Origin of the sequence: Treponema sp. J25 (assembly GCF_004343725.1) — a bacterium.
GTDB lineage: Bacteria > Spirochaetota > Spirochaetia > Treponematales > Breznakiellaceae > J25.
Genome location: NZ_PTQW01000020.1, coordinates 17,424 through 36,994, shown reverse-complemented (window position 1 = coordinate 36,994; position 19,571 = coordinate 17,424). Strand labels below are relative to the sequence as shown.

General features: G+C 47.6%; 13 protein-coding genes. 12 read left to right on the top strand and 1 reads right to left on the bottom strand.

Annotation, left to right across the window (positions count from 1 at the left end):
* Positions 1 to 50: 50 nt before the first annotated feature.
* Entirely contained in the window at positions 51 to 878 is an 828-nt protein-coding gene (locus tag C5O22_RS07365; protein WP_132780573.1) for an AraC family transcriptional regulator, read from the bottom strand.
* Between the two features lie 63 nt (positions 879 to 941).
* Between C5O22_RS07365 and C5O22_RS07360 the strand changes: the two genes are divergently transcribed.
* From C5O22_RS07360 to C5O22_RS07305, 12 genes are all read left to right on the top strand, one after another.
* Complete coding sequence (locus tag C5O22_RS07360; protein ID WP_132780572.1) at positions 942 to 2,108, top strand: glycoside hydrolase family 27 protein; 1,167 nt, start codon at positions 942 to 944, stop codon at positions 2,106 to 2,108.
* A 52-nt stretch (positions 2,109 to 2,160) separates the two neighbouring features.
* Complete coding sequence (locus C5O22_RS07355; protein ID WP_165910448.1) at positions 2,161 to 5,097, top strand: extracellular solute-binding protein; 2,937 nt, start codon at positions 2,161 to 2,163, stop codon at positions 5,095 to 5,097.
* The gene (locus C5O22_RS07350) at positions 5,090 to 6,034 is read left to right on the top strand and encodes a carbohydrate ABC transporter permease (protein ID WP_132780570.1); all 945 of its coding nucleotides are present in this window, start codon (positions 5,090 to 5,092) and stop codon (positions 6,032 to 6,034) included. Before C5O22_RS07355 ends, C5O22_RS07350 begins: the two co-directional genes overlap by 8 nt.
* Complete coding sequence (locus C5O22_RS07345) at positions 6,031 to 6,903, top strand: carbohydrate ABC transporter permease (RefSeq protein WP_132780569.1); 873 nt, start codon at positions 6,031 to 6,033, stop codon at positions 6,901 to 6,903. The genes C5O22_RS07350 and C5O22_RS07345 overlap by 4 nt, the downstream gene beginning before the upstream one ends.
* A gap of 3 nt (positions 6,904 to 6,906) precedes the next feature.
* Positions 6,907 to 9,006 (top strand): YIP1 family protein, encoded by a 2,100-nt coding sequence (locus C5O22_RS07340; protein ID WP_132780568.1) that lies wholly within the window; start codon positions 6,907 to 6,909, stop codon positions 9,004 to 9,006.
* Complete coding sequence (locus tag C5O22_RS07335; protein ID WP_132780567.1) at positions 9,003 to 11,330, top strand: DUF5696 domain-containing protein; 2,328 nt, start codon at positions 9,003 to 9,005, stop codon at positions 11,328 to 11,330. The genes C5O22_RS07340 and C5O22_RS07335 overlap by 4 nt, the downstream gene beginning before the upstream one ends.
* Positions 11,331 to 11,335: 5 nt before the next feature.
* Positions 11,336 to 12,253 (top strand): carbohydrate ABC transporter permease, encoded by a 918-nt coding sequence (locus tag C5O22_RS07330; protein ID WP_132780566.1) that lies wholly within the window; start codon positions 11,336 to 11,338, stop codon positions 12,251 to 12,253.
* Between the two features lie 8 nt (positions 12,254 to 12,261).
* On the top strand, positions 12,262 to 13,236 hold the full coding sequence (locus C5O22_RS07325) for a carbohydrate ABC transporter permease (protein WP_132780565.1): 975 nt from the start codon (positions 12,262 to 12,264) through the stop codon (positions 13,234 to 13,236).
* Between the two features lie 287 nt (positions 13,237 to 13,523).
* Positions 13,524 to 15,239: an ABC transporter substrate-binding protein gene (locus tag C5O22_RS07320; RefSeq protein ID WP_132780564.1), complete on the top strand. Its 1,716-nt coding sequence runs from the start codon at positions 13,524 to 13,526 to the stop codon at positions 15,237 to 15,239.
* A 110-nt stretch (positions 15,240 to 15,349) separates the two neighbouring features.
* Positions 15,350 to 16,855, top strand: a complete 1,506-nt coding sequence (locus C5O22_RS07315) for a glycosyl hydrolase (protein WP_165910447.1) — start codon at positions 15,350 to 15,352, stop codon at positions 16,853 to 16,855.
* Positions 16,856 to 17,258: 403 nt separating this feature from the next.
* Positions 17,259 to 17,798 carry a hypothetical protein gene (locus C5O22_RS07310; protein WP_132780562.1) on the top strand — a complete coding sequence of 180 codons (540 nt, stop codon included), beginning with the start codon at positions 17,259 to 17,261 and terminating at the stop codon, positions 17,796 to 17,798.
* A gap of 12 nt (positions 17,799 to 17,810) precedes the next feature.
* Complete coding sequence (locus C5O22_RS07305; RefSeq protein ID WP_132780561.1) at positions 17,811 to 19,298, top strand: hypothetical protein; 1,488 nt, start codon at positions 17,811 to 17,813, stop codon at positions 19,296 to 19,298.
* Positions 19,299 to 19,571 lie beyond the last annotated feature (273 nt).

Here is a 19,571-nt window from a genome sequence, read left to right as displayed (position 1 = left end):
CTGTTGTAAAAGTAGTATATCACAGTTCTCCGGGGCGTCAAGCGAGAATTTTATTGTTTCTGCCTTAGCTTTTTAGGGCTCTTCTTAAAGAAACGCTTGAATTGCCGGGAAAATACCAGGGGATCCTCATACCCTACTGATCGAGCAATATCCCCAACTGGCAGAATAGTAGTTGTTAAGAGTTCCCTCGCTTTAATCATTCGATATTCGATAAGAAGATCTCGAGGACTTTTGCCATATTTTTGACGGACCACAGAGCTTAAATGTGTTCTGGATAAGCCTATCCAGCGGGCCATCTCCTGGATCGAAGCGTTGGGGTTGCTGTAGTTCTTCTGGATATAGTATTCTACCGCCTCATAATAGGTCGTAAAAAAAGAGGCTTCCTTCCCTGGGGTTTTCTTGATTGATTTATTATCCTCTGCCAGCTTGGAAGAATCGAGAAGATACCAAAGATAATACCATGTGGCTAATTTTAAATAATGATGAGGGGCCCTGGCTATGTCGTTAATGAGTCTTTCTACCTTGCGAATAAAATTCTTTGTTGGTTGAGCCGTGTAAATGGTATTCTGCCGGTCCAGGCCGATTTCCTGGAGCAGTGATTCTGCCTTTTTACCTGAAAAACCTACCCACCCATAATACCAGGGATCTTCTTTATCAGCCTGGTAATCCGTAACTATGCCTGGAAAGAATACAAAGCCCTGTCCGGCGGTAAGATGGAAGTCCTGACCATTGACTCGTACTACGCCTTTACCTGAAAAAACAAGGTGGAACAAAAAGTGATCTCGGATACTTTTCCAACTGTGGAGAGGACTGCACTGTTCGGTCCCTGCATAATATAAAACAAGATCCTCCTGATCTAACTGCATGATTTCGTACATAATACTATATTAAGAAGACAAAATGCTATATGGGCATTCCTAAAAGCGGCGTATGATATCATCATGAATCAACGACGAACGCCAGGGGATAATCTTGCCCTTACCCCTCCTATGGGATGGAATTCTTACAATACGTTTTGTTGTGAGCCCACCGAAGATTTACTGAAAGAAATCGCCACTGCGATGGTGGATCAGGGCTTAAAAGATGCGGGGTATATTTATGTCAATATTGATGATGGGTGGATGACAGATAAGCGGGATAACTCTGGAAACTTAACAGTAGATCCGCACAAATTCCCCGCCGGTTTATTGCCAGTTACTCGCCATATCCATTCCTTGGGTCTTAAAGCGGGGATTTATTTAGGGGCGGGGTTACGCACCTACGGCGAAAAAATGGGAAGTTACGGTCATGAAGCGCAGGATGCGGCCTTTATCGCGGCGATGGAATTTGATTTTCTTAAATATGATTACCGCTCCCTTCCCGATGAAGATCCCCCAGGTCGGGATGTCCGCCGGGAATACGAGTACATGCGGGACTGTCTTATCGCAACGGGGCGAGCTATGGTCTTTAGTATCTGCGAACATGGTCGTTCTAATCCATGGGAATGGGGGCCTTTTGTAGGACACCTCTGGCGTTCGACCCCGGACATAAAAGACGGTTTTGATGGAGAGATAAAATGGGGCTGGGGGTTCAACAAAATCGCGGATATCAATGAAAGGCTATACCCCTATGCGGGGCCGGGACACTGGAACGATCCGGATATGCTGATTGTAGGACTCAATGGTAGACTTGAATGGCAGGGACCGGGGTGTACCTACGAAGAATATCGTAGTCACTTTGCCCTCTGGTGTCTTATGGCGGCCCCTCTTATTATTGGCTGTGATGTTCGTTTTATGGATACCGTGACTCGTTCTATTCTTCTGAATCGAGGCCTTATTGCGGTGAACCAGGATCCCCTAGGAATACAAGGTCGTGTGGTCCAGCGAGGGCAGGGATACGATATATGGATAAAGAAGCTGATGAACAACGCCTGGGCCATTGGTTTGTATAATCGGTCTGAAGAGGCCCGCATTATTTCGGTAGACTTCCGGGATCTGGATTTTTCTGCAAAAAAACTTTACAAATGCACAGACCTGTGGCAAAATACCGAGGTAGGTATAGTGAAAGAGGGGCTCAGCCAGGTCGTGGGTTCCCACGATTGTCTGGTTTTTCGGCTGGAAGCGGTGTAGAAAAATTCCGGCCTTCTCGATGGCCCCGTTACGAAAGTGTATGAGAGGTGCTATGAAAGGTAGAGAATGGCAAATCTCTTTTTCTTTTTATAACAAGAAAAAGAGAGGGTGGTTTGTTTTTTTGCTTTTAATGGAAACCGCTTTCTCTAAAATCGGTTTCTGTGAGGCTGGCAAGGAATTGCAGGTGCTCCGCTGGTCCCGCTCTGGATCTATTCGATCCTATCTTGAGGCTCATCAGAATGAGGAGCGGCCGCTAATGGAAATATCTTTCCCTGCTGTGGCCTATGATGCGTACGCTTCTGAGGCGGATCTGAAGAAGGTAGCAGAATTTCAGGGAAAGCAGGATGTTCTTTTGTGGCGGGGAGAAGGAAGTTGGGTGGAATGGCAATTTTCGGTGCCCCAGGGGGGGCTCTATTATTTGATCCTTGACTATTTCCCTCTCCCGGCAAAAGGCATGGAAATAGAGCTGGCCGTGTACCTTGATGGTCGGCTTCCCTATGATGATTTGGGTACGGTGCGTCTTCCTCGTGTATGGAAAGACGCTGGGGAAATACAACGGGACGACCTGGGGAATGATCTTCGTCCTGGCCAGATTGAAGAGCCTGTCTGGTCACAGCGGATCCTGACGGATACCCAGGGGTTTTATAACAAAAAATTGCCCCTCTTTGTATCAGCGGGTTCCCACCGTATCAGGCTGGAATTAAGACGGGAAGCCCTGGCCCTTTCTCGCATAGGGCTCTCTAATCCTCCGGAGCCACCCAACTATGCGACATACCTCACCTCAGTCCAGGCACCGCCGGCCCCAGGACAGCATACCAGGGCTTCCTCGTCTTCCAGCCTTTTAATAAAGATACAGGCAGAGCGGCCTTTTCGCAAGTCCGATTCTACCCTTTCGGCCACCTATGACCGTTCTTCAGCGGCGACGGAACCCATGGACCCCGCTAAAATTCGGCTTAACACCATCGGTGGTTCCTGGAGTTGGAAATTACCGGGCCAGTGGATCGAGTGGAAGGTGGTTATTCCTGAAGATGGCTGGTACTACTTTTTTGCCAAGGGGCGGCAAAATTTTCAGCGGGGGATGGCGGCTACCCGCATCGTTTCTATTGATGGTGTTGTCCCTTATAAGGAACTGGAAAATCTAGAATTCCCCTATTCTCTTAAATGGCAGATGGTGTATCCCCGGGATGAGAAAGGAGACCCTTGCCGTATCTATCTTTCCAAAGGGGAACATACTATTCGGCTGGAGGCAAGCCTTGGCCGCCTTTCTCCTATCCTTACGGCGGTGGATGATCTAACCTATGAGGTAAACGCCCTTCGTCGTCGGTTTATCATGATCATGGGGGCAGAACCGGATTTATACCGGGATTATCAATTGGAAAAAGAGATTCCCGGTCTTTTGGAGTCCCTTGAGGATCTATCCCGTCGTTTTACTGAACAGGCCGATGAATTTGAGCGAATTACCGGTCAGCGGGGAAGTGAAGCGGCCACCCTCCGCCGGATTGCCGCCCAACTTGCGGAATTTGCAAAGCATCCTGAATATATTCCCCACCGGCAGGGAAGCTTCCGGGATAATATTGCAAACCTGGCAAGCTGGATTCTGTATCGAAAAGAAGTACCCCTGGAATTGGATTATCTGGGGTTTGCCCCTGCGGGTGCGACCCTTCCTCCTGCGATGCCCTCTTTTTGGGCCCAGCTTAAGATGTCGGTCCAGTCGTTTTTTGCCTCCTTTTTTGAAGATTACACCAGTATAGGTAAGAAGCAGAAAGGTAATGTCATAACCGTATGGATCGCCTCGGGGCGGGATCAGGCCCAGATTCTGCGGGATCTTATTATCAACGATTTTACCCCCAAAACAGGCATTAAGGTGAATCTCAGTTTGGTCCAGGGAAGCCTTATCGAAGCAACCTTGGCAGGCCGGGGACCGGAAATAGCGATCAATACGTCCCGAGGACAGCCAATCAACCTTGCGGCCCGGAATGCTCTTTACGATTTGAGTAGCTTTTCTGATTTCCCAGAAGTTGCCCGGCGTTTTGCAGAGACAGCCCTTGTTCCCTACACCTATCGAGGCAAGGTATATGCCTTGCCCCTTACCCAGGATTTTCATGTGCTTTTTTATCGTAAAGACATTTTTGCTGAACTGGGTATAAATCCACCGGATACCTGGGATGATGTGTATCGAATCCTTCCTATTCTCCAGCGAAATAACATGCAGATGGGGCTTCCCTATCAGGCAACGGATGCGCTGGATCTCATCGATGCAGGGATGGGGGCCCGAAATATCTTCCCCACCCTTTTGTTGCAGAATGGAGGGGCCTTCTATACCAAAGATTTTACCAAGACGGCCCTTACGGAACCTGCAGCCTATGCGGCCTTTAAGCAATGGATCGATTTTTATGCGGCCTATGGGTTTACCCTTAAGTATGATTTTTATTCTCGCTTTAGAACTGGAGAGATGCCTATCGGTATTGCTTCGTATGGGATGTATAACCTTTTTATGGCTGCGGCTCCTGAGATCCGAAATGCTTGGGAAATACGTCCTATCCCTGGAAAACGACAAGCGGATGGTTCTATTAATCGGAGTGAAGCAGGCAGTGGTAGTGCGGTAATCATGTTTAAGCATATCAAAAATCCCGGTGCTGGATGGGAATTCCTGAAGTGGTGGACCAGTGCGACTGTTCAACTGGAATATGCCCGACGTACTGAAACAATAATGGGGCCTGCAGCTCGGCTGAACACGGCTAATCTTGAAACCTTTGAACAAATGCCCTGGGCAAAGAAAGAAGCGGAGGTGATAAAGACCCAGTGGGCCCATGTAAAGGAGGTCCCCGAAATACCAGGAGGATACTATACCATCCGAATGCTCGATACGGCCTTTAGTTTAGCCTACTACAACAACGAAAATCCCCGGGCCGTTTTATATAAATATACAGACATGATTAATGAAGAACTGGCAAGAAAACGAAAGGAGCTTGGACTCGATCATGAATAGAAATGAAAATGTGGTGGCAAGACCACAAAAAAATCCCTCCTATAAAAACCTGGGGCTTTTTCACAGAATTTGGATACATCGGGAGAGTTATCTTCTCATGTTACCTTTTCTGGTTCTTTTCTCGGTGTTTACCCTTTTGCCTATCTTTTCTGCTATTGCCCTGAGTTTTACCAATTTTAATATGCTCGAAATGCCCCGGTGGGTGGGGTGGCTGAACTATATTCGATTGCTTCTGGATGACCAGATCTTCTTACAGGTTCTTAAAAACACCCTTGTCTTTGCCTTTATTACGGGTCCTATCAGTTATGTGTTGTCCTTTATGCTGGCCTGGTTCATTAATGACTTTGGACCAACCATGCGTTCTTTTCTGACCCTGGTTTTTTATGGTCCTACTCTGGCAGGAAATGTGTTTTTTATCTGGACCTTTATTTTTTCAGGAGATTATTACGGGCTTCTTAATGGATGGCTTATCAATCTTGGTATTCTACGGGAGCCTATCGATTGGATCGGGGATACTAACTATGTTCTGTCGGTAGTGCTGGTTGTCCAGATTTGGCTCAGTTTTGGAGCGGGGTTTCTGGCGTTCATTGCGGGTTTCCAAAGTATTGATCGAAGCCTGTACGAAGCGGCCGTTATTGATGGGGTCCGCAACCGTTGGCAAGAACTCTGGTATATCACTTTACCAAGTATGGCTCCGCAACTCTTGTTTGGGGCGGTAATGCAGATTGGGGCTTCCTTTGGGGTAAGTGAGGTAATAAAGGCGGTGGCAGGGTTCCCTTCTCGTGGATATACGGCCGACACAATCGGTACCTATATAAACGATTATGGGGTGGTGCGCTTTGAAATGGGCTACGCCTGTGCCATCGCGGTGGTCCTGTTTCTCATGATGGTGGGGACCAACAAGGTAATCATGAAACTATTAAAGGGCTTGTTATGAAAGTACGATTCCATCGACTCCGAACTAACCGTAAACTAAATCGTTCTGCGGGGGGTAACTTCCTGCTTTTTCTTGTATTGGCTTTGCTGGGGGCCTTCATGGTGCTTCCCTTGCTGTATGCCTTTGTGTCGGCTTTTAAGCCCATGGAAGAACTTTTTATTTTCCCACCCCGCTTTTTTGTGGCAAATCCGACCCTCGATAACTTTATTCATTTATCGCAAATACTCTCGAATTACTGGGTTCCCTTTAGTCGCTATCTTTTTAATAGCGTTTTTGTGTCGGTGGTAGCTACCTTTGGGAGTGTTATGGTGTCCAGTATGGCGGCCTATCCGATGGCAAAGCATAGCTTCCCGGGCAGGAAGCCCCTCTCTGATGTGGTGGTGCTGGCTCTCCTCTTTACGCCCCAGGTTCTCTATATTCCTCAGTACATCATCATTGCCAAATTGGGCCTTATCAATACCTATGGAGCCCTCATTCTTCCGGCTATCCAGAGTCCCCTCGGAGTCTTCTTGATGAAACAGTTTATGACCCAAATTCCTACTAGCCTGCTGGAAGCCTCCCGTATCGATGGGGCTAATGAATTTACTACCTGGTGGAAGGTGGTTATGCCGTCGGTAAAACCCGCCTGGCTTACGCTTATTATTTTTGCTTTCCAGTCTATATGGAACCAGCCGGGAAATTCCTACGTATATGACGAGGCTATGAAGGTTCTGCCTTCGATCATGGGTCAGATCCAGGGGGGAGGTCTTGCTCGGGCAGGGGTGGTGGCGGCGGTTGCTCTGGTTATGATGATTCCTCCCCTCGTGCTGTTCCAGCTTACCCAGCGATCGGTGATCGAAACCATGACCACCTCGGGAATTAAGGAGTAATCCATGAGAGGGCGTGCTATCCTTTTCATCCTTATATTGAATTTTGCTGCTAGAATTTCCCTATATGCGGCTCCCCCCACTCAGCCATCGGTGCCTTACCATTCTTACACCTATGGGGTATGGGGCTCTAGCACCTACGCGTTCCCTGCGTATATGCCAGCGGAGATTGTAACTGGTTTTGATCTTGGGGTAGGAGCGTTTAAAAATCCGAAGGATCTTTTTCGGGGACCCGATAGGACAGTTTATCTCTTGGATACAGGTAATAAACGTATCCTTGTCCTTGATGAACAGCTTCGGCTCATTAAAACGATTAGTACCTTTTACCGGGCTGGGGGGGCCTTTGAGTTGCAGGACCCTCGAGGGCTTTGTCTTGATAATGCAGGACATTTGTATGTGGCCGATCGGGGGGCCGGGGCGGTATATGTGTTTGATGAAAAGCTCAATCTTCTTACGGAAATTCATAAACCCCAGTCAGATATTGTAGACCCCACGGTAGAATTTTTGCCCGAGAAGGTTCTGGTAGATCATCTTGGTACGGTGTACGTCCTTGTTTTTGGTTCCTATCAAGGGGCATACACCTTTTCTGCAGATGGGGCTTTCCTGGGCTTTTTTGGGGCCAACCGGGTGCAGGTAAGTGCCCGTCTTCAAAAGGATCGTCTTTGGCGCATGTTCATGACCAAGGAACAACGAGAACGGATGTACCGCTATGTACCGGTAGAATATGTGAATTTTGCCCTGGATCAGGAAGGTTTTATCTATACGGTCTCTAACTTTGGAGATAACGAACAGCCAGGACAGGTTCGAAAACTTAACTCCCTTTCAGAAAACATCCTTTTTGCAGGGCGAAAACCCCGTCAGGCCTTCTTTGGAGATCTAGAACAGGTGTGGACTAACCGGATCGAAAAATCCCTTCTTGTGGCAGTGGATGTGGATGAAAAGAACTTTATCAATGTGCTGGATTCTGAGCGGGGGCGGGTATTTCAGTATGATCAATCCTGTAATCTGATCGCTATCTTTGGAGGGCCAGGAGATCAGATGGGGACAAGCCGGAATGCGGTGGACCTGGTAAGTCTGGGAGAGCGGATTCTAGTATTAGACGAAGTAAAAGGGGCTATTACTGTTTTTGCTCCGACCTATTATGGAAAGGCCCTTCGGGAGGCGACGGTTCTATATGAGGATGGACGTTATCAAGAGGCCCTTCAGCACTACCTCGAAGCCCTTCATTATGACAGGAATAATTATATCATCCAGCGAGGTATTGCTCGAGCCTACGAACGGATGGGGCGATACGAAGATGCCATGGCGTATTATCGCCTTGCCCAAAACCGAGAGGGCTACTCCAACGCCTTCCGAGAGTGGCGGACCCGTTTCTTACGGCAGCACTTTTCTCTTTTTATGGGGATTCTTGTAGCGTTGTTTGCGCTGCCTTCCCTGGTGTTACGATGGTATCGACGAAAACACCCGCGGTCGGTTGAGCGGGTACTGTATGTTTCAAAAGAATGGTTTCCCTTCTATCTCTTACGACATCCCTTTAAAGGGTGGGATGAACTGAAACGAGAGGGAACAGGATCCCTGGGAATTTCATTTGTTATTTTAGGGCTCTGGTTCCTCTGTAATGTCATAGAATTTCAGTTTACGGGCTTTATTTTTAATCCCAACCGCTTGGACCAGATGAACCTGTGGATCATCATGGCTTCGACCTGGGGCGTATTTATCCTTTGGACGATAGCGAACTGGGGAATTTGTACCCTCCATGACGGCAAAGGTACTTTCCGAGAAATCTGGATTTTTACTTCCTATACCTTGGTTATTTATATCCTTGCCACCGTACCCCTTGTCGTTGTGAGCAATCTCCTCACCCAGGAAGAAGGGGCTTTTTTACAGCTTGCCCGGTCAGTAGTTTCCTTGTGGTTCGGTATCGAATTCGTTATGGCGGTGATGGCGGTTCATCAATATGACCTGAAAACAACTTTCTGGTCTATTTTTCTTACCATTCTTGGAATGCTTCTTATTGTTTTTGTGGTGGTGATGTTTGTTTCCCTCTTTAATCAGGGCTATGACTTTATTTCTACCATTATACAGGAGATTTTGTTACGCCTATGAAAAAACATACATGGATAACTGGCTTATTGATACTCATGTGGTGGTTAGCGATGGGGAACTCCCTTTTTGCAATCTCAGAAAAGAGCCGCCCCTCGGGGACCCAAAACGACAAGGAGAAGGGACTGACCTCCTTAGTCGGTTTTACCCTATACGCCGAGACCCCTGCATTGCAGCTTTTTGTGAATGAAGGGGAGGGACTCTTTGCGGTTTATGTAAAAGCATCGAAGGCCCTGTGGTATTCTTCGCCGCCGGGGTGGCAAACCGAATCCTTTGCATCAGGGTTTAATAAGAACACCCTTCCTTCGATGCTAACTATCCGTACGGTAGACGTAAACAGTTCCATTTTTCCAGCCAATGGGTATACCAATGTGGTGCGCCGTTCGGGGCTTGCGGTCTCGGCTATTCCTGGTGGGGTCCGTTTTGAACATACCTTTACCAGGGAAGGAATCACTGTACCGGTGGATGTGCGGCTTGAAGGGAGGGACCTTGTGGTATCGGTCCCTTTACAAGAAATTAAGACCGATCCGGAGGTGGGACTTAGGCTTATCGATTTTACCCTTCTTCCGTATTTTGGGGCCGCATCTTCGTCGGAAGAGGGCTATTTGCTGGTTCCTGATGGATCGGGGGCTCTTATCTATTTTAATAACCGGAAGTCGAAACAACCCTACCAACAGTACGTGTATGGTCGGGATCCGGTTATTCAGCCTTTGATGAAAAAAGAGGTTTCTGAAAAGGTTTATCTTCCTGTGTTTGGGCTTAAGCGAAAGGATGGTGGTTTTTTCGCGATTATTGAAGAAGGAGCAAGTCGGGCCTGGATTAACGGGGAAACGGCATATCAAAGGACTTCGTACAATGCAGCAAGTGCTAGTTGTATTGTATTGGATTCGGACGTAGTTTCTTTTCGGGAAAAAACAGGAACCCCTCGTGATATTCTTATATTCGAAAATGTTCCCTATGGGGGGAATTTCCAGGTTCGGTATATCTTACTATCCCCAGAGGAGGCGGATTATGTTTCGATGGCTGAGATATATCGGAACTACTTAATAGAGAAGAAAAACTATACCCCCAGCTCTTTTTTAAAATCGGAACCTTCTCTTTTGGTGAACTTTATTGGTGCAAGTCCCAAGGTAAAGCCCTTTTTAGGGTTTCCTAAACGGCAGCAGATTGCTTTTACTTCTTTTGGGGTAGGGAAGGCGGTTCTAGAGCAGTTACGTACGTTGGGGGTAGATCATCTTGTGGTCAAATACGATGGCTGGGAGAAAGGAGGTCTTTATGGGGACTACGCTACATCGCCTCTTCCTGCTTCGAGCCTTGGAGGAGAAAGGGGGCTTAAAAATTTTCTGTCCTGGACCGCTGCCCGCCAAATTCCTTTGTTCTTAGGTACCGAACCGGTGGCCCTATATCGTTCGTCATTTTCTCTTATACCAGAATTACACACCAATAAAACAGTTAATCGGGCGCCCGCCCAGGTGTTCCCTTACCGTATGTCTACGTTCGAAAAGCTTACCACTAACAAGGAGGGGGCTTTCTGGTTTCTGAAAACTTCTGTCATTGAGAGGACCTATCAAAAGTATTTGGAACGTTTTGTAAAGAGGTGGCAAGACGAGGCTCTTCTATCCATAGGCTCTTCGTTGTCCAGAAGTATACAAGAAAAAATCCCCGAGGCTCCCCCTATGCAGGAATTTCTCGGCCTGAGCCCCGATTCGATGGGTAATCTTTTGGCTTCAGATTTTACGCCCAAGGGGTATAATCGAGAAGATACCCGTAGGACCTTTGAAACGCTCTTACAGCAGACGGCTCAAAAGATGCCGGTGCTCCTTTCCCGTCCCTTTGATTATGCTTTACCTTATGTGGATTTTGTCTGTGATGTGCCGGTTACTTCTAGCATGTATGAGATTGAAGACGTGGCTATTCCTTTCTATCAAATGGTGCTCAAAGGTTTTAAACCCTTTACAAATATCGCCTATAATCAGGCCCTCGATCCCCTCGAGGCAAAGCTCTTTATGCTTGAGTCAGGGGCCTACCCTTCAGTCTTGTTTGTTGGGGAACATCCGGAGGAGTTGCGGGATAGCCTTCTTGAGCCCTACATGAGTAGTTATGCCTATGACTGGTTGGACAAAACCGCAGCGCTATACCGGGAACTATTTCCGCTGCTTCGACAAATAAAAGACGTTCCGATTCGAGAGCACCAGGTCCTTTCGAAGAAGGTCCGTCGTGTCGTCTATGCTAACGGAATAGGTTTCTACATCAACTATGGAGAACGGGCAGAGACTATAGGTAGTATAACCATTCCTGCCCGCTCCTTTGTACGTATTGGGGGATAATCATAATGAACGGTGATACGCTTTATCGACCCCGTCGGGTTTATCGACGTCGTAAAGGAAGCATTGAACAGCGAAAAGCCATGTATGGACGGATATTTATCGCACCGTGGGTGTTTGGCTTTATCGTGTATTTTGCTCTTCCTCTGTTTACTGCTGTTTATTACACCCTTACCAAAATATACATTGATCAAGAGGGACTTCATTTTGAATGGGTTGGTTTACAAAATTACCTGTATGCTTTTTTGCAGGATCCTGACTTCACTCGAAACCTGGTGGAATCAATTTTAAATATTGTCTATCAGGTGCCGATTATCGTTTTCTTTAGCCTTTTCATTGCCAGCATTCTAAAAAACGATTTCCGAGGAAGAACATTGATGCGGGCCATTTTCTTCCTGCCGGTGATTATTTCATCAGGGGTGGTAATCTCGGTGCTCAAAGAAAACGTCCTTAATACCTTTAGTTCCGAATCCACCTTTCTTTTTCAGGCCGAAGGGCTTAATGCTATTCTGGTTCGGGCAGGACTAAATGTGGCCCTGGTAAAGGCCATCGTTTCCACTATCAGCCAGATTTTCGATTTAACCTGGAAATCAGGGGTCCAGATACTGCTGCTTTTGTCTGCCCTTCACGCCATCCCTGACAGTATGTATGAGGCTGCAAGCATCGAAGGGGCCACGGGGTGGGAAAAATTCTGGAAAATTACCTTTCCTCTTATTTCGCCCAGTTTTATGCTTTCTATCATCTATTCGATAATCGATTATTTTACTGATTATTCGAACAAGGTAATGCGGATGATTGTGACCACCGCGAACCAGGGAAAGTTTGAATATAGTACGACGATCTCCATCACCTATTTTGTGGCGGTGATGATCATTATTTTGATAGTGAATGCTCTGCTTTCGCGGCGGACATTTTACATGGTGTAGAGGGGTCTATGAAATTCAGTATTCCGAAAATAAATCAGACAAAGCTTGCCAACCAGAGTCTCCTTGTTATTTCCAGGATTCTCCGGGCCATTTTTTTGCTGGGTATGACCTATGTTCTGCTATATCCCGTATTGTTCCTGGCTTCTAACGCTTTTAGTGATTATATGGATAAGCTGGATCCAACGGTGATCTGGATACCGAAGCATCCTACCCTTAAGAACTTTATCCTGGCCGATCAAGTTATTGGATTCGCTTCGTCCATCTGGAAAACCCTTACGATGATGGTCCCCTCGGTGCTTATCCAGGTGGTGGTATCCCTTTTTGTGGGGTATGGGTTTGCCCGATTCAAGTTTAAAGAGCGGGAACTCCTTTTTAGTTTTCTTATTTTCACGATTATAGTTCCGGTCCAAACGATTATTATTCCCCTCTATGTGCATTTCCGTTTCTTTAATTTCTGGGGCCTGGGGAATTTTCTTGCCCTTCACACGGGAGAACCACTGACGTTTAATCTGTTAAATACGAACTGGCCCTTTTATATCCTTTCTGCCTTTGGGGTAGGAATCCGTTCGGGCCTGTATATCTTTATGGCCCGTCAATTTTTCCGGGGCATGCCTGTAGAGCTTGAGGAAGCCGCCTGGGTCGATGGATGTGGACCTTTTCGTACCTTTTTTACCATTATGGTTCCTAATGTGGGAAGCATTGTGATTGTGATTACCCTCTTTTCTATCGTATGGCATTGGAATGATTATTTTTTGTCCGTCATGTTTTTTGTGGAAGAATACCCTCTTACGGTGGCGGTTACGGTACTTCAGGATCGGCTTAGTGTGCTTACCCAGAATATTCGCCCTGAAGATATGGCCCTGGCCCAGTCGGCGGTTCTGGAGGCGGCCTGTTTTGTGGTAATCGTACCACTTTTGATTTTGTATATCTTTGCCCAGCGGTATTTTACGGAAAGTATTACCCGAACAGGAATTGTGGGGTAAAAAGCGGGGAACGCCTGGTGGAGGGTAAAAACTAGGGGCTAGAAATAAAATGAAAAGCGAACGGAAGGGATAGCCCAGGCCGCGGAGGCGATAAAGAAAGCACAACCGGAGCGGCAAGCGGCCCCAAAATTATGGGGAGGGGGAAAAATCCGGCATAGCCAGGGGCCTAAGGCTTTCTCAGGAGGCCCTGAGCCCTGCTTTAAGATTGTAAAAAAAGGGGAAAAATAAATACCCCTTTTGTAAAACCTGTGCTATAATAGGCAAAACAAGAAAGGGGAGGTTAGTCTATGTTGAAAAAGAAACCGGTTTTGTTGTGGGGTTTGGTACTTCTCACAGCTACTTTAGCTAGCGGGGCCGAGAGTCCTAATATCACCGTTTTTCGGCCGGGGGTAAATCCACGGGATAAGAACGATGTGATGGTGCGGGCCGCCGAAAAGTACAGAAAAGAGACCGGCGGAAAGGTAACCTTTGTCATTTCCGACTGGGTAAACTGGCAATCGAAAATTCTGACGTATATGGCGGCGGGGGAACCCATCGATGTCATTTTTGCCCGGGATGCGGATTTCCCCCTGTTTTATACGCGGGGATATGTACAACCAATTGATAAGTACGTGAACCTCAATGTTCCGTATATTAACAAAACGGGGATGGACTTGGCCTTTAAATATGATGGGAAATACTACGTGGCTTCCCATGTTACTTCCAATCACCCTTGGATCATCATTTACAACAAAACCTTGATGGAAGAAGAAGGGATCCCCGAGAGTGAACAGCCCCTGGCGCTCTATAAGGCTGGCAAGTGGACCTGGGCAAAACTTCGGGAATTAGCCATCAAACTTACCAAGGATACGACGGGCAGTGGCAAGATAGATCGTTGGGGCTTTGGAAACTGGTGGACCCGGGGCTTTGTGTACATGAACGGGACAGGTTTCACCGTCAAGGATGCAAAGGGGAACTTTAAATTGAATTTTGACGACCAACGACTGTTAGAGGCCCTTCAGTTCCTGGCGGATGCTAAAAAAGAGGGCTGGTACCAGCAGGACTACAGCATGACGAGTATGGGACTCCAGCGGCGTACCATCGCCATGTATATGGAACGGGAATATTTCCCGGTCCAAATTATCCAAAATACCCGGGATGAACTTGCCTACGTACCACTCCCGCGGGGTCCAGGAAACAAAGAACAGGTAAACATCTTTGAATGTGACGGCTATGCCATCGGGAATGGCTCCAAAAGTCCCACCTATGCGGGAAAATTCATCGATATTTGTCTTAAAGAATGGTACGAGGAAGATCTCAAGGGACGCCAGAAGTGGCCCAAGGAAATCTTTCCCATTGTAGATGAAATGGCCAAAAAGCCCTACTATCCGGGACCTTCTAACTCGGTGCTTGATCCTATGTTGGATAACTTCCTTGGAGAAATTGTCTGGACCGGTAATAGTCCCGCCGCTGCCATCGCGGGATACAAGGCTCAGGCGGAAACCCTTATTGCCGAAGCCGCCAAGCCCTTTGAAAAGCCCGTTAAGTTACCGTTTAATCCCATAACGGTGGATTTTGAAAATGGAGACATCTCTGCTTTTAAGGTGGGTAAACCCGAGTATAAGAGCGTAAAACTCCAGATTGTTTCCGATTCCCGGGCAATCAAAGGCAAATCGCTTTTAATAAGCATGGATAGTAAAGTAGATGGAGAATGGATCGATGCGGTGTTTACCGACCCCGAAAAGGTTGGCATTGTAGGATGGCGGAACTATACCATATCGTTCGATATTAAGCCCCTTAAAATGCCAACCCAACCAGACGGATATCTGTACTTCCAGGTGTGGCAGGATAGTCTCCGAAATTGGGGCTGGACCACCCAGAAGATTGATGCGGCCAATCAGGTGTATACCGTAAAGGTCAATATAAAAGATGTCCTTGCCAATGGGAAGTTCCCCTTGAAGTTTGGTGGACGTTTTGCAGGGGATTTTGTTATTGATAATATTTCTATACAGGAAAAAAAATAAGCAATTAGATTGGGATGGAAAATGCTGTGAGGCATGAGGGAAAGAGGATGAGAGCGCAAGATACGATGAGATATATGAGGGAATGGCAGCGAATCATAAGGATTGTGAGCATGGTAGTGAGTATTGGAACACCCTTTGTGGCAATTGCGGAGGATGTCCCCTTCCCCCGGGACTATCCGGTAATTCAATCTCAACAAGGGCGACGGCTTCCCCCTCTTTCTTCTCGTGCTTTGATGTATGAAGCGGAGGATGGAGACTTTTTTGGGGTCCGGCAGGAGAAGGACTACCAGGGCTATACCGGATCAGGGTATGTAAAGTTCCCGGTGATTGAAGGGGTAAGCCTGGCAGTAACGGTAACGATCCCTCAGGAAGGCTATTATGCTCTTCGTTTACGAAGTATGGTAAAACCGGGGGATACATCACTTGCCCAGGTACAGATAGATGTGGAGGAACGGTCTGTGGGGGCCCAGCGTCTTACGGTAACGGGGATTTTTTCTGATGTACTTTTCTATTATCCCCTCTGGCTTAGCAAAGGAGAAAATCGACTTTTTATAAGTTCCCTGCAGGGGGAATGGTATCTTGATCGTCTTACCTTAGAGCCCCTGACAAAGGAACTCTATCAGACTATGCTCCCCCGAAGAAACCTCGTGACCCCTAATCCTCTCCCTGCTGCTCAGGCGGTGTATCAATATCTGCTTGACATGCAGGGGAAGGGAATCCTTTCGGGACAGCAAATCTACGGTCGGAGTGTAGAAATCAATACTATTTTTAAGGAAATCGGGAAATATCCTGCTATTCTTGGTATAGATCTCATCGATTATAGCCCTTCGCGGGTGGAACGAGGGACCAAGAGCTCGGTAATCCAGGAGGCGATTAATTATTGGAAGAAAGGGGGCCTGGTGACCTGTGCCTGGCACTGGAATGCCCCCACGGGATTAATTGACAAAGAACCGGATAAGCGGTGGTACTCAGGATTTTATACCAAGGCTACTACCTTTGATTTTGCGGCGGCCCTGGAAAATCCTAAGGGGCGGGAGTACGCCCTCCTTCTTCGAGATATTGATGCCATTGCGGTGGAATTAAAAAAATTACAGACCGCTGGTGTACCGGTACTCTGGCGCCCTCTTCACGAAGCTTCGGGAGGATGGTTCTGGTGGGGTTCTAAGGGCCCAGAACCGTACAAAAAACTCTATATGCTTCTTTTTGATCGACTAGTGCGTCATCATGGTCTAACCAATCTGATCTGGGTTTGGAACGGCCAGGATCCCGCATGGTATCCCGGGGACGATGTGGTGGATATTATCAGTGTGGATCTGTATCCCCCGGAGCGGGATTACCGGGACCATGAAAAGGAACTCAGAGCCCTGCAGGCTTCTTCCTTTGAGCCAAAGCTCTGTGCCATTTCTGAGAATGGTACCCTTCCCAATGTGGAGGCGATTGCCCAAAAGAGGCTCCCCTGGGCCTGGTTTTGCACCTGGAATGGGGAGTTTGTTATTGATGGTTCAGGGAAGTTCTCGGAGCGCTACACGGAACGGGGGGTGTTTAAGGCGTATTACGAACATCCCTGGCTGATTACCCGGGATGAAGTTCCTTCCTTAGGGAGGGATATCCAGTAAGAAAGAGGGATCTAAGAGGGAAAAAGCAGGGGCCCCATACTTCTCGTTAGGCAGGGATGTGGCGAGGATAGGCGAGCGGCGAGGATGTGCCTTTGCCTGGATTCCTTGTCACAAACCACGAACGGACCGATGGTCCGGGAGATGGACAACAATACATTATTTAGAAGGAGGTGATGAAAAGGCTCGGTGGATTATTGATTGAAAGAGAAACCGGTTGCTCTGTTGTGGGCGAGGAAGAAACCTCCTCATTACAAAGCTCGGTTCTCCAGAGATCAGGGTGGTGCCGGGACAGAATGTGGCGCACCCTTGTCCCGGCACCGGTTTACGAAGGCCGTCCGCTACCAATCGTAGCGGCCCATCGTTGATGGGGGCCTATCCTACAGTGTACCAAAAGGAGACCTGTATGGAAAGATACAAAAAGATTTTCTGTGTCATTTTTGTGATGGTCCTCGGGATACTTTTTATGGGCTGTCCCGTGGAATACACGATTGTGAGTCCTATTGTCGGGGCTAGTAGCGGTGTTACTCCGGCGGAAAATAAGTTGAGTGGTGATACGTATTCTGATGCACCTGCAACTTCTCTTTGGACGCATGCCGATGGTGGCTCTTCTCCTACTACCTATACCATTAATGTGGCTAATTTAGCGACCGCAAGCCTCATCTCCCAATCCTGGATTACCAAATTGGTACTCCACTTTACCATTCAAGATAATAACTGGTGGATCGAGTTAAAGGATTTTACCTATACCGTAGGTTCTGGAACCCCTCAAGGATTTAAGCTCTGGGATTGTAGCTCCGGGGATGCACAATTCAATGGGACCAAAAAGGTAAGTGTGGAAATTCCCTATGGGGGAAGTGGGGATATTGTTCTGGGAGCGGCCAGCGCCAAAATTTATGGCTATGTGGTATCCCTGGACTCGGTGGATATCTATTTCAGTAAGTAAGGGAGGGCAGATATGAAACGGATGGTGAATGTTCTTAGTATGCTCCTTGTGGGCGGAACTCTTCTTATGGCCCAAACCTTTTCCGCCACTGGTTATGTGAAATGGGACTGGGGCTATGATGTGGACCATCGGACCAGTGGTTTTGAAGTTACCTTTAAAGACATGCGCTTTGATGTCTCCCTGGCAGATAAGACCACGGTCGAAAAAACCGGCGACACCGCCCCGTATGGGGAGATCAGGATCACGGGGCTCCGGGTTGGAACAAATGCGGACAACAGCAGTACCAGTGACTATATTACCCCTGTAAGTACCATCGGTGATAGCTGGAGAAGCGACTGGCAAAAACGCCCCATCTACCTTTTGTGGGATCAACTTTCTTCAAAGCTGGTGTTCACCGACAACTTCAATATCGTTCTGTGGTACAACGAAACGAATAAGTACCAGCACAGCATGGCCTTTACCCTCTACAATGGGGATAGCTACGGAATCAGCAATGCCTATGCGTATAGCCTCTACAGCGGTCAATACGGATCCACCGATGTGGCGGGAAGCCTCTATAACAGCTGGGAAGTAACCGGCGATGAAGGCACGCCTACGAACAAGGTCTTCTTCAAAGCATCTAACTACGATTGGAAAGAACCCACCAACAATGCCTATGTGCAGGTGAATTATTCTCTTCCCTTTGCGGATTTGAGTGCCCTCGTGGGGTCTTACAAATCCTACAAGGATGCAAGCCGCTTTGTGTATGATGCAAATGGAAACATCGTGGATAACGGAAACAACGGTTATACGGGGATTTTCAGTGTTTCTCTCACGGCGATTCCTAACCTGACGGCGGTGGTAGCGGGAACGGCAGACCTGGGTATCCCGGATACGGTGTATAGCCCCCCTGCCTTTGGTGGTAAGGTCCAGTACAAGTTTGCCTTAAACGATGATATCGCCATAAAACCGGGGGTGTATTTTGATGGCCAGCTTCCGGATATTGATTCCTATGCGGGGGCCGTTCCTTCCACCGATGGTTTTGATTGGGCCGTAGCAGGGGGGCTCCAGGTGGATTTCCTCAAGTCGGTCTTTACTACTAATGTGGGATACGGAAACGATGCTTCTAAAACGAGTACGGTAAATTCTTTACGGGCCACGGGGGCCCTGGACTTTAAGACGGTTCCCAATCTGATTGCTCGGGCGGCGGTGGAATATATCAAGGATGATCTTAAGGCGGAAGGTGATGGCTCCTATTCGTTGGGGTTCCATGGCTATGTTTCCTATGACCTACCAGTAGGGAAAGGTACAGTAGCCCCCTATGTAGAGGGTTCTTCCAGCAACAAATCCAACGGCAAAGATTTCGATCTCTATATGAAGGCCGGAGTAAGCCTGAGTGGTTTTATGGCAAATACCATCTTTACCGTGTTCTGGGATTCCAATGATCTGACCAACAAGTTCAATACGTATAAGGATGCGATGTTTGGCCGGATTGTTTTCAGGACGGCGGTAAAGTTCTAAAGGGATAGAAGGGATTTCAGCGCTGGGAGTAGAAAATGGGGGCATGGGGCAGGAAGTGTGTCGTATGCCCCCATTTAAGAGCTGTTTCCCATTGATGGCAGGGTCGAAACTCGGTGTTCAAAAAAATACCAGACCCTGTTTAAGGAGGGGGCGGGATAGAAAATAAGTAAGAAGCCTTTTCTTACCGCAGAGGATTATATGGATGTAAGAGCGAAGTTTTTAACATTTCAGAGAAACCGGTTCCTAATAAAAAGAGAAGCTTGGTTGCCTCTT